Below are 11,079 nucleotides of genomic sequence, written 5' to 3' on the forward strand. Positions count from 1 at the left end.
GGGGGGAGCCGCAGCATGGGGGTAAACAAAAAGGGCCGGGGATCGCTCCCCGGCCCTTTTCGTGTTCGTGGTCCCGAAAGGATCAGACGGTGGCGACTTCGGCCACGTCCACCTTCACGCCCGGGCCCATCGACGAGGACAGCGCGACCTTGCGGAGGTACTTGCCCTTCGCACCGGCCGGCTTCGCCTTGACGACGGCATCGACCAGCGCATCGAAGTTGCGGCGCAGGTCTTCGTTCGAGAAGCTCACCTTGCCGATGCCCGAGTGGATGATGCCGGCCTTTTCGACGCGGTACTCCACCTGACCGCCCTTGGCGGCCTTCACGGCCTCGCCGACGTTCATGGTCACGGTGCCGAGCTTCGGGTTCGGCATCAGGCCCTTGGGGCCCAGCACCTTACCGAGACGGCCGACCAGGCCCATCATGTCCGGGGTGGCGATGCAGCGATCGAAATCGATCTTGCCGCCCTGGATGGCTTCCATCAGGTCTTCGGCGCCGACGACGTCCGCGCCAGCGGCCAGGGCTTCCTCTGCCTTGGCGCCGCGGGCGAACACGCCCACGCGCACCGTCTTGCCGGTGCCGGCGGGCAGGGTGACGACGCCGCGGACCATCTGGTCGGCGTGGCGCGGATCGACGCCGAGGTTCAGCGCGACTTCGATCGTCTCGTCGAACTTGGCGGTCGCATGCTGCTTCACGAGGGCGATCGCCTCGTCAACGGCGTGCAGCTTCTCGGCCGGAACGGTCCATGCCTTCTGCTTCTTGGTCAGCTTTGCCATGGAATCAGCCCTCCACCACTTCGAGGCCCATCGCGCGGGCCGAACCTTCGATGATCTTGGTCGCCGCTTCGATGTCGTTGGCGTTCAGATCCTTCATCTTCACCTGGGCGATTTCGGCCAGCTGCGAGCGCTTGATCTTGCCTGCGACCGTCTTGCCCGGCTCCTTCGAACCCGACTTCAGGTTGACGGCCTTCTTCAGCAGATAGGTCGCCGGCGGCGTCTTCGTGACGAACGAGAACGAACGATCGGCGTAGACGGTGATGACGGTCGGCAGGGGGGTGCCCTTTTCAACGTCGCCGGTCTGCGCGTTGAAGGTCTTGCAGAATTCCATGATGTTCACGCCGCGCTGACCCAGGGCAGGGCCGATCGGCGGCGAGGGATTTGCGGCGCCGGCGGGCACCTGCAGCTTGATATAGCCGGTAATCTTCTTTGCCATGTCACTCTCTTTCAAGTCGAGCGGTACAAGCGACGGCCACCGGCCGCCTCCCGCATGGTTCCACCACGGTTGCGTTGGAAGCGGCGGCCCTTAGCCGAAAGCGGGGCGGGAGGCAAGGGGATGGGCGACGACGCCAGCGATCGGGCCGATCGGGGAAATCCGAACGCCTGCGATATGAACTAACAAGTCTTTCAACGGTTTAGAAGATCTGCGTCTGGCCAGCAAGCATGCTGGGGCAGGCGTGCACAAGAGCATGAGAGGAACACCCATGAAACGCATCCTTCTGGTGGCCGCCGCCGCGTTCGCGATGTCTGGCGCCGCCGTCGCGCAGGATCACGCCGGTTCGCACAACCCGGCGGTGAAGGACAGCAGCGTCCAAACCGTGAAGGCGCCGGCCGAGGGCCGCAGCTCGTTCACGCAAGATCAGGCCAAGGGCCGGATCATGAAGGCCGGCTACACCAATGTCAGCGACCTGACCGGCACCGAGCAGGGCGCGTGGCGCGGCACCGCGATGAAGAACGGCAAGCGCGTTACCGTGACGCTGGACTATAAAGGCAACGTCACCGCGCGCTGATCGCCCAGCACCTCGACCAACCCCGTAGCAGGAGCAAGAGCATGAGCCGGACCATCACGCGACTTTTCGACGACTATTCGGATGCCAAGACGGCGGTGAACGCGCTGGAGCAGCGCGGCGTGCCGCACGACGACCTGAGCATCGTCGCCAACAACGCGCACGGCGAGCATGGCGACCATGACGTGACCGACGTGAACGAGCATGGCGATGTGACCCGCGGTGCCTCCACCGGCGCGGCGCTGGGCGGCGTTGGCGGCCTGCTGGCCGGGCTGGGCCTGCTGGCGATCCCGGGCCTAGGCCCGATCGTGGCGGCCGGCTGGCTGGCATCGACGGCGGCAGGCGCCGCGATCGGCGGCATCGGCGGCGCGGCCACCGGCAGCCTTGTCGGCGCGCTGAAGAATGCCGGGCATAGCGAGGACGAGGCCAACGTCTATTCCGAAGGCGTGCGCCGCGGCGGCACGCTGGTGAGCGCGCGCGTGCCCGACGACATGGTCGGCGAGGCCGAGGCGATCCTGGACGGCAATCGCGGCGTCGACGCTGCAACGCGCGGCGCGGCTTATCGCCAATCGGGCTGGAGCCGCTTCGACAGCGACGCGCCGGCCTATACCCGCGAGGACATCGAGCGGGAGCGCAGCGCCTATCGCGAGCCGACGGTAATTTGATCGACGGCGCAAAAGGCGCGCAAAACAAGAAAGCCGGGGTCGAGGCCCCGGCTTTTTTGTTGGTTTCGTGGGCTGCATGGGTGGCGGTGGCGTGGAGGGCCGGTTTGGCCAGACCGAGTGGTTCGCCGGCCGTGCGCCGGGCGGCAGCTTCTCGCAGAACGTACCGCTGGCTCAGCGCAAAACCGGTTGATAGCCCCTTGCCCCTGAGGCGATCAGTGGCCGCGATGCGTCTCACTCAGGCGGCCACGCTCCCCCGGTTCGGAGCGGCTGATGGTTCCCGCCCGCCGTCTACGGCTGCTCCGCGACAGAGCATCTTCCAACGCGCGCGTACGGACGCCGTCGCCGCCTGATCGCCCGCGCTGGATCTGTGCCTTGTGAAGATACGCGTGCGCGGCGATGAAGCTGCATGGCTGCCGAACCGACGCTCCGTCTCGACTGGGATGATCTCAAGCTGTTCGTCGAGATCGCCCATACCGGTACGCTGACCGCGGCCGCCGAGCGTCTGCGGCTCAGCCAGCCCACGGCAGGCCGTCGGCTGCGCAGCCTGGAGGAGTCGGTCGGCGCGGCGTTGTTCCAGCGCACGCCTGGCGGCTTCCGCCTGACCGACGAGGGCGAGGCGATACTTGTCCATGCCGAGCAGATGGCGGAGGAGGCGGCCGCCCTGCAGCGCAAGCTCATCGGCGGCGCACGCGGGCTGGAAGGGGTGCTGCGGCTCTCTGCCTCGGATTGGGTCTCGTCACGCGTGCTGGCGGCGCCGCTGGCCGGCTTCGCGATCGAGCATCCCGGACTGGTGGTGGAAGTACTGGCCGACTCCCGGCTCTATGATCTCCAGCGGCGCGAGGCGGATTTGGTGCTCCGCTTCGTGCCGTTCTCCGGCAGCGACATCGTCCAGCGCCGGTTCTTGCGCATTCGCTATGCGCTGTACGCCGCGCCCGCCTATCTGGAGCGCTGCGGCGACCCTCGCGCGAGCGGAGACGGCAACGGCCACCGGCTCGTGACGATGAACAGCGCGCTCGATCAACTTCCCGACGTTGCCTGGCTGCGTGGCCGCTGGCCCGCCGCCATGCCTGCCTTCCGCAGCAACAATCGCGAGGCACAGGGGGCCGCCTGCGTCGTCGGCGCCGGGCTGGCAGTGCTGCCCCGCGTGATCGGCGACCAGTTGCCGCTCGCACGGCTGGAGGGTGAGGAGCCGCCGCCGCGCGACCTGTGGCTCGGCTACCACCAGGATCTGCGGCGGTTGCGTCGGCTTCGTATGCTCATCGACGCACTGGCTGCCATATTGCCGGCCGAACTCTGAACGGCATGCGTCACCGCATGGACGCCGTGCGGAACTGGCCGTGGCAAACCGCATTCGCATGGGTGATCTGAACCGCGAACGATCATCAGGAGGTTCGACATGAAAGCCATCGGTTACCACCAGCCCGGCAGCATCGACCGCGAAGACGCATTGCTCGACCTGGATGTCCCCGCACCCACGCCGGGGCCGCACGACCTGCTCGTCCGGGTGAAAGCAGTTTCCGTTAATCCGGTGGACGTGAAGATCCGCAGCGGCAGCCCGGCGCCCGAAGGCGGGCCCAAGATCCTCGGCTGGGATGCGTCCGGCATCGTCGAAGCGGTAGGGGACGCCGTCACGCTGTTCCGCCCAGGCGACGAGGTCTTCTACGCTGGCGATATTACCCGCCCTGGCACCAATGCCGAGCTACACACGGTCGACGAGCGCATCGTCGGCCCCAAGCCGACCAGCCTCGACTGGGCCGAGGCCGCCGCGCTGCCGCTCACGGCGATCACCGCTTGGGAACTGCTCTTTGACCGGCTGAACCTGCCGCACGGCCGCAAGCGGGCACAGGGCAGCCTTCTCGTGATCAATGGGGCGGGGGGCGTCGGCTCGATCCTGATTCAGATGGCGCGCCGCCTGACCGGCCTCACGGTCATCGCCACCGCCTCGCGCCCGGAGACGATCGCCTGGGTGGAGCAGATGGGCGCGCATCATGTTATCGATCACCACAAGCCGCTGGACGAGGAGCTTGCCCGGATCGGCCATCCGGAAGTCAACTATGTCGCCGGCCTCACCGCCTCGGACCGCTACCTGCCGCTGTTTCCCAAGATCGTCGCAGCGCAGGGTCATATCGCGCTCATCGATGATCCCGCGCACTTCGACATCGTGCCGCTGAAGCGCAAGTCGATCACCGTCGCTTGGGAGCTGATGTTCACCCGTGCGATGTTGCACACGCCCGACATGATCGAGCAGCATCGGTTGCTGGAGGAAGTGTCGCACCTCGTCGACGCCGGTGTGCTGCGGACGACGTTACGGGCGCGAGTGGCCGGCATCGACGCAGCCAATCTGAAGCAGGTGCATGCGTTGCTGGAAAGCGGCCGCGCGATCGGCAAGACGGTATTGGAAGCGCTGTAATCGACCTGACCGCCGGCCTGGCAGCAGGACGAATGCAGGTCGTGCGGGCCGATGGTAACTGAGATGACCCCGCTGCATTTCGGCGAATCAGGTTCGTATCGAGCGTGACCGTTCGATAGAATCGCGCGACGGAATAGTAGGTGCCTTTTCCTGCACAGGCGGTTTTCCGGTGGGTGAGGCGAGCCTGTCGAGATCCCATGGTGCTTATGACGAAACCCGCCCTTTCGGGGGCAGGCGAACAACGACCGCTTCGTCTCACGCCCTGCTGTAAACCTCATTGGCGGGAATGAGGCCAGTGTTGTACCGGCCCTCCACGGCGGCATGCGGTTAGGTCGCCGGAGGCAGTCCGGTGGAGCGCAGCCAACAAAAAAGGCCAGGGCGTCCGCCCCGGCCTTTTCGTGTTTCGATGTCCCGGCGTCAGCGGCCGGCGCGGGATCACTTGACCCGTTCGACGTCCTCGAAGCCCAGCTCCAGCGGAGTCGCGCGGCCGAAGATCGAGATCGAGACCTTCACGCGATTCTTGTCGTAATCCAGCTCTTCCACCACGCCCGAGAAAGTGGCGAAGTTGCCGCTGATCACCTTGACCGTGTCGCCAATGTCGTAATCGACCTTGAGCTTGGCCTTGGGCGCCGCGGTGGCCGCTTCTTCCTTGGTGTTGAGGATTCGGGCGGCTTCCGCCTCGCTGATCGGTTGGGGCTTGCCCGAGCTGCCGAGGAAGCCCGTTACCTTCGGCGTGTTCTTCACCAGATGGTAGACGTCGTCGTTCATTTCGAGCTTGGCGAGGACATAGCCGGGGAAGAACTTGCGCTCCGATTGGATCTTCTTGCCGCGGCGAACCTCGGTGACGGTTTCGGTGGGCACTTCCACCGCTTCGACGAGGCGATCCAGGCCCAGGCGGGTGGCGTCCGACAGGATCTGATCGCGGACCTTGCCCTCGAAACCGGAATAGGCGTGGATGATGTACCAGCGCGACATGATTGTTGCTGTGTCCCTTACTGCGCGAGGCGGAGGAGGCTGTTGACGAGCAGGTCAAACGCCGAGTCGATGCCGAGGAAGAACAGCCCGAGCAACGACGTCATGATCATCACCATCACGCCGGTCATGATCGTTTCCCGGCGCGTGGGCCAGCTGATCTTGCGGGTCTCGGTCTGGACCTGCTTCACGAATTCGACGGGACTGGTCTTCGCCACGGGCGGCATCCTCGCTTGAAACTGTCAATCGCCGCCAGACATGGGTCCGCTGCCCGATCCATCGAGGAACCGGTGCAGACCCACCCACGCTGTTGGCTAGGGGATCGTATCTAGAGGATCGCGGCCGCTTGTGCAAGCCGCGCCCGGATGTGCGCTCAGCCGCGCTTCAGCCCGCGCGTGCGATGCCAGATATAGAAGGCGATCAGCGCCACCAGCACCACGCCGATCAGCGCATCGGCGCTGTGGAAGGCGGCCTTTACGCGCGGATCGCTGTTCCACTTGTCACCCAGTACCATGCCCACCCAGGCAAGGCCGAAGCACCACGGCCAGCTGCCGATAAAGGTGTAGAGGTGGAACGGCACCAGCTTCATCCGCGCGACGCCTGCAGGGAAGGCGATGAACGAGCGGATCACGGGAAGGAGACGGCCGATCAGCACCGCGATGCTGCCATAGCGGGCGAAGAAGCGATCCGCCGCGTCGATCTCGCCCGGGCCGATCAGCACATATTTGCCCCAGCGCAGCGCCAGCGGACGGCCGCCGCGCTTGCCGACCTCATAGGCGACGATCGAGCCGAGATTGCAGCCGATCGCGCCAGCAGTGGCGGCGAGGTAAAGATCGAACCGGCCGGTAGAGACCAAATAGCCGGCGAACGGCATGATGATTTCCGACGGCAGCGGAATGCAGGCGGATTCGATCGCCATCAGCAGCGCAATGCCGAGATAGCCGCCGCTCGAAATGACGCCGATGGTGAAGGTGGCAAGGATGCCCAGGATGCGTTCGACCATGCGCGTTCGTTGCGCGAGGATCGCCGCGTTGGGAAGAGGCTTTTTTGCGGGGCCGCGGCGCGGGCGGCGGGTCATGCCGTCTCCGAACAAAACGCCCCACAGCACGACGAACCTTGTGTGCGGTGCGGCAAACGGTAAGCAACCGTGGAACCAACCGGGTGCGATGGCCTTTTGAACGCGTATCCAGCCGGCTGGGGAGCACCTAAGTAGAAAAACTAAGTGTAAGAATTATCGGTATTTTTACTGTTACGGTTTAGCCAAAAGTGTATCACGCACACCGGCTTTAGCGGTTTCAGTAATGCCTTCAGCCGCCTCGGTTAGCTGGGAAGCGTTTTTCGTAGGATGTGCGTAATGGATTTGATGGTTTTCACTACAGGCGGTCACCGCAAGTATCTCACTAGCAAAGAGCTTAGCTGCTTTGCTGAAACGGCGCGTTGCGCCCCGCTGGATGTACAAACATTCTGCCTGACCATCGCCCATACCGGGTGCCGCATCTCCGAAGCGCTTGCTCTAACGGCCGATAATATCGACTTCGAAGCGCAGACGCTGATTATCAAGTGCCTGAAGAAGCGGGGAAAGATCGTCTATCGCGCCATCCCGCTGCCTCGGGGCCTGCTCGATCAGCTACGCAGCCTGATCGAACAGATCGGCGACAGCTCGGCGCGGCTGTGGCCCTGGTCGCGGATGACTGGGTATCGCCGCATCTGCGAAGTGATGGAGGAGGCCGGCATCGCCGGCGAACATGCCAGCCCGAAGGGCCTTCGCCACGGCTTCGCCGTGCAGGCAATACAGGCAAACGTGCCGCTCACCCTGGTCCAGCGGTGGCTGGGCCACGCCAACTTGAAGACGACGGCGATCTATACTGCGGCCATGGGAGCGGAGGAGCGCAAGCTGGCCGAGCGCATGTGGGGTGAAGAAGAGGCCGCCGATTCAAACACTTCGCGCGCGCCTGCCACCGCGCGGCCGATACCGGCAGTGACAGTGCGGTGCGGATCGGTGGCGCAGGACGTTACCCTGCACGTTCGCCCGAACTATCGTTCTCAGTATTCCCGGCTCTATTGTGACGGGGGACCAGCGCGGCGGCATCGCCAAGCCGATGGAAACTGGCGCGTTGCCCAAAAAATCGCTGTTAAGCCATTTGCTCGATTGCGCGCTGTTACGCTTTTGGCTAAAGGGTAACAGGGCGGCGAGTCAAGTTCGTCCGGCGTTGGATAGGGACGATGTGCGTCGTGCAGACAGCGGGATATACATCAAATACGGACGGAGGTGGCGCCTTTCTGGCCGATCATCTGTTCCGCTATCCTGACGCCATTAACGGAAAATTTACCCTGAGCCTGGGAAATAGTGACGCAATATCATGCGCCTTCGGCCCTTCCAGCATGCAGCAGGTGGTCGCGGCGATGTGCGCGATCCTGCAGCGGCTGGGGGAAGGGCGGGCGAACGTCCTCGCAGAGGAGGGCGGTCGCCGCATTTCGGTGACCTTCCTGGAAGCGCCGGGCGAGGCGCGCGCGCAGCCGGCAGGCGCCGGGGAGGACTGGATCCGGCTGGTCTGCCGGTCGATTCCGCTGATTCCGATCTGGACCGACCAGGGCGTAGTGCATGTGCGCCTCTCCTGTCGGACCGGACGCGATGACGGTGCGGGTCCTGCCGGGGGCATGGACTTCGCCCCGGGCATCGGCGCGGTGCCGCTGCCGAACGCCGCGCGCTATCGCCGGGACATGGCGCTGGCATCGCCGCTGCTGTGCCAGCTCGCCGGCGCGGACGGGGCGGCAAGCTCGGGCGGTTCGCTGCGGACGCTGTGGCGCCCGGTGGTGTCGCGCGGTTCGGGCGAGATCCTCTATTACCAGTCGCTGTCTGAGGGGGATGCCGACGGGCCGGATCCGCACCGGGCCCGCGAGGGGCTGGCGGCGATCGAGCGGATCGGGTTCGGCGACCTGCTCGACGAAATCGCCGTGAACGCCGCGATCGCCGAACTCGATGCCGAGCCGCAGTTGGTGCTTTCCGCCGCGATCTCCTCGGTAGGCGTCGTGCGCAGCTGGTGGTGGCAGCAACTGGCTGCGCGGCTGGAACGGCGCCCCGATCTCGCCGTGCGACTGATTCTGGAAGTGAGCGAGGGCGCGGCGATGGTGAAGCAGGCCGAACTGGTCGGCTTCTGCAACGAAGTGCGGCGGCTGGGCTGCACGATCGCGATCGCCGCGTTCGGCGCCGGCTTCGCTTCGGTCCGGCAACTCGTCACCATCGCGCCGGACATCGTCAAAATCGACAGCGGCTTCATCCGCCGCTCCACCACCTCGCCGCGCGACGCCGCGATCCTGGCCCGGCTGGCGCAACTCGCCGCGGCCGTGGGCGCCACCGTGGTGGCGGACGGCATCGACACCGGCGCGCAGGCGGACCTGGCCGCGGAACTCGGCTTGGACTGGCAGCAAGGGCATTTCTGGGGCGCCGCATCGGCGTGCCGGCCGTGGCGCGGTCGCAGCGACCCGCGTGCGGGCGGTGCGACCGCGATGCGGCTGGCGCCGCTGCCCGGCTGAGATTTTCGTGGACCATGCAGGAAGGGGTACATCGTGGATTATGCAGCCGAAAAAATCGATCGCCGCCACGTGCGGATGGCCGATGCGAACGCGATGATCGAGGCAGTGGGCACCGGGGCCCAGCCGGCCGCGCAGCAACAGGCTTCGGAGCCGCTGAAGGGCGTGCTGGTCGGCCTGGTGCTGAGCGTGCCGATCTGGGCGGCGGCCGCGTTCCTGGCGGTCAAGCTGTTCTGAACTGCCGCCCGGTTGGGGGGGGGGCGATCGGCGGGGTAGGGCCGGCGTGGATGCACGCGGGACATGCCTGGGCGCTGCGGCAGCGGTTTGCCGATTGCGGACATGGAATGAGGTTATGGATTCATGATGTATTCGTCGCTGGCGGATGTCGTTCAGCAAAGCGCGGTCGCCACGATGGCGCTGCCACGGGACACTCTCCCGTCGCTGGCCCCGGCCTTTCGCGAAACGCGCGAGATCGCGCGCCGCTTGCTGGAGGAGGCCGGGCAGGAAGCCGGGAGCGCGGCGCTGCTGCGCGAGGCGGCCCATGAGCTGCTGAAGCTGGACATGCTGCTGGGGCCTGTGCCGGAATCACAGCTCTGCGCCGATTATGTGCGCACCAAGCTGGGGCTCCGCCACCGGGGCAGTGCGCTGCTGCTGCTCGAGCTGCTCGCCCGCCCCGGCGTGCCGCGCCGCGCCCGCGACCTGGCGCCGCTGGTGTGCACCAAATCGGTCAATACATCGAGCGTGAAGGTGTTCGTGCACGAGCTGCGCGGCGTGGTTGCGCGCTTCGGCATCGAAGACGCCATCGGGCTGAAGGTGCGGGAAGGCTATTACCTCGCCGAAGAGGCCGCGCCGAAGATCATGGCGCTGCTGCACTGAACCTAGTGTCGCCGCTGCTCCGCGGCCGGGGGAGAGGCGAAGCGGCCCCCGCCCCCGGATCCGGAAGGCAGCCGAAGGTCAATCCCGCTGGCGCCGCCGACCGTTGCGTGCTCCCGTACCGCTGCTATTACCGGTACCGCTACCATTTCCGCGAGCACGTGCGGCGCGGCCCCGCTGGCCAAGACCGATTTCCTGCGCCAGCACGCGGCGGCGTTCCGAATAGCTTTCGGCGACCATCGGATAATCGGCGCGCAAATTGTAGCGCTCGCGATAACTTTCCGGCGTGAGGCCATGCGCCGCCAGGTGGCGCCGCAGCGTGCGATAGGGCTTGCCGTCGATCATCGAGATGATGTGATCGCGCGAGGCGAGCGACTTGCGTACCGAAACAGCCGGCTGATGGCCGGTATGGACAACGTCCGCATCTTCTTCCGGATCTGCGAGCGCACCACCTTCATCCGACAGATCGTTCAGCGTTGCGTGCATGCTGCGCAAAAAGGCGGGAACCTCATCGGCTGCCACGCGATTATTCTCGTTGCCCAGCCACGCGATGGTGAGCTGCGCCGCCAACTCTACCGAACCCGTCTTGATTTCATTATTCATCCAACGACTCCAACCGCGCCAATATAGATTGACCGTAAAACCAGTATCACCGATGGTTGATCCGTATAGGCTCCCTTATCATAGAGCGAATTTTCAGAGAAGGGGGGTATTTTTGCCTAAACTATAGATTTGTTAGGGTGTCCGTAGCGACATCTTCGGAATGTACGGAGTTGACCACGCAGCACGGCGGCGGGGTGGCTGCAATCATGACTTTGCGGTTCCGGTTTATTTCATTTAATGCGC

Annotated in this window: 14 protein-coding genes; 8 read left to right on the forward strand and 6 right to left on the reverse strand. The window is 65.3% G+C overall.

Features of this window, described 5'->3' with window-relative positions:
* Positions 1 to 82: 82 nt before the first annotated feature.
* Positions 83 to 775, reverse strand: a complete 693-nt coding sequence (gene rplA / locus B215_RS0102270) for a 50S ribosomal protein L1 (RefSeq protein WP_019368008.1) — start codon at positions 773 to 775, stop codon at positions 83 to 85.
* Positions 776 to 779: 4 nt separating this feature from the next.
* The gene (gene rplK / locus B215_RS0102275) at positions 780 to 1,211 is read right to left on the reverse strand and encodes a 50S ribosomal protein L11 (protein ID WP_019368009.1); all 432 of its coding nucleotides are present in this window, start codon (positions 1,209 to 1,211) and stop codon (positions 780 to 782) included.
* 268 nt (positions 1,212 to 1,479) lie between these two features.
* On the opposite strand from rplK, the gene B215_RS0102280 reads away from it, so the two are divergent.
* The 4 genes from B215_RS0102280 to B215_RS0102300 all read left to right on the forward strand — a co-directional run bounded on the left by B215_RS0102280 (position 1,480) and on the right by B215_RS0102300 (position 4,857).
* Positions 1,480 to 1,785, forward strand: coding sequence for a hypothetical protein (locus B215_RS0102280; protein WP_019368010.1), 306 nt, complete (start codon positions 1,480 to 1,482; stop codon positions 1,783 to 1,785).
* Positions 1,786 to 1,826: 41 nt separating this feature from the next.
* Positions 1,827 to 2,447 carry a general stress protein gene (locus B215_RS0102285; protein WP_019368011.1) on the forward strand — a complete coding sequence of 207 codons (621 nt, stop codon included), beginning with the start codon at positions 1,827 to 1,829 and terminating at the stop codon, positions 2,445 to 2,447.
* Between the two features lie 406 nt (positions 2,448 to 2,853).
* Positions 2,854 to 3,744, forward strand: coding sequence for a LysR family transcriptional regulator (locus B215_RS0102295; RefSeq protein WP_019368013.1), 891 nt, complete (start codon positions 2,854 to 2,856; stop codon positions 3,742 to 3,744).
* 99 nt (positions 3,745 to 3,843) lie between these two features.
* Positions 3,844 to 4,857, forward strand: coding sequence for a zinc-binding alcohol dehydrogenase family protein (locus B215_RS0102300; RefSeq protein ID WP_019368014.1), 1,014 nt, complete (start codon positions 3,844 to 3,846; stop codon positions 4,855 to 4,857).
* A 435-nt stretch (positions 4,858 to 5,292) separates the two neighbouring features.
* On the opposite strand, the gene nusG is transcribed toward B215_RS0102300, so the two are convergent.
* The 3 genes from nusG to B215_RS0102315 form a co-directional block, all read right to left on the reverse strand.
* Positions 5,293 to 5,832, reverse strand: a complete 540-nt coding sequence (gene nusG, locus B215_RS0102305; RefSeq protein WP_019368015.1) for a transcription termination/antitermination protein NusG — start codon at positions 5,830 to 5,832, stop codon at positions 5,293 to 5,295.
* A gap of 17 nt (positions 5,833 to 5,849) precedes the next feature.
* A complete protein-coding gene (gene secE / locus B215_RS0102310) occupies positions 5,850 to 6,047 on the reverse strand; it encodes a preprotein translocase subunit SecE (RefSeq protein WP_026008856.1) in 198 nt (65 codons plus the stop codon).
* 155 nt (positions 6,048 to 6,202) lie between these two features.
* Entirely contained in the window at positions 6,203 to 6,832 is a 630-nt protein-coding gene (locus B215_RS0102315) for a DedA family protein (protein ID WP_026008857.1), read from the reverse strand.
* A 351-nt stretch (positions 6,833 to 7,183) separates the two neighbouring features.
* Here B215_RS0102315 and B215_RS19450 point away from each other — a divergent pair, with 351 nt between their 5' ends.
* The 4 genes from B215_RS19450 to B215_RS0102335 all read left to right on the forward strand — a co-directional run bounded on the left by B215_RS19450 (position 7,184) and on the right by B215_RS0102335 (position 10,236).
* A complete protein-coding gene (locus tag B215_RS19450; RefSeq protein ID WP_019368018.1) occupies positions 7,184 to 8,011 on the forward strand; it encodes a tyrosine-type recombinase/integrase in 828 nt (275 codons plus the stop codon).
* A 200-nt stretch (positions 8,012 to 8,211) separates the two neighbouring features.
* The gene (locus tag B215_RS0102325; RefSeq protein ID WP_019368019.1) at positions 8,212 to 9,363 is read left to right on the forward strand and encodes an EAL domain-containing protein; all 1,152 of its coding nucleotides are present in this window, start codon (positions 8,212 to 8,214) and stop codon (positions 9,361 to 9,363) included.
* A 33-nt stretch (positions 9,364 to 9,396) separates the two neighbouring features.
* On the forward strand, positions 9,397 to 9,597 hold the full coding sequence (locus B215_RS0102330; RefSeq protein WP_019368020.1) for a hypothetical protein: 201 nt from the start codon (positions 9,397 to 9,399) through the stop codon (positions 9,595 to 9,597).
* Positions 9,598 to 9,720: 123 nt separating this feature from the next.
* The gene (locus B215_RS0102335; RefSeq protein ID WP_019368021.1) at positions 9,721 to 10,236 is read left to right on the forward strand and encodes a hypothetical protein; all 516 of its coding nucleotides are present in this window, start codon (positions 9,721 to 9,723) and stop codon (positions 10,234 to 10,236) included.
* A 78-nt stretch (positions 10,237 to 10,314) separates the two neighbouring features.
* Here the strand turns inward: B215_RS0102335 and B215_RS0102340 are convergent, their stop codons facing one another.
* On the reverse strand, positions 10,315 to 10,836 hold the full coding sequence (locus B215_RS0102340) for a MucR family transcriptional regulator (protein WP_019368022.1): 522 nt from the start codon (positions 10,834 to 10,836) through the stop codon (positions 10,315 to 10,317).
* Positions 10,837 to 11,079 lie beyond the last annotated feature (243 nt).

Source organism: Sphingomonas sp. ATCC 31555 (assembly GCF_000282895.1).
Lineage (GTDB): Bacteria > Pseudomonadota > Alphaproteobacteria > Sphingomonadales > Sphingomonadaceae > Sphingomonas.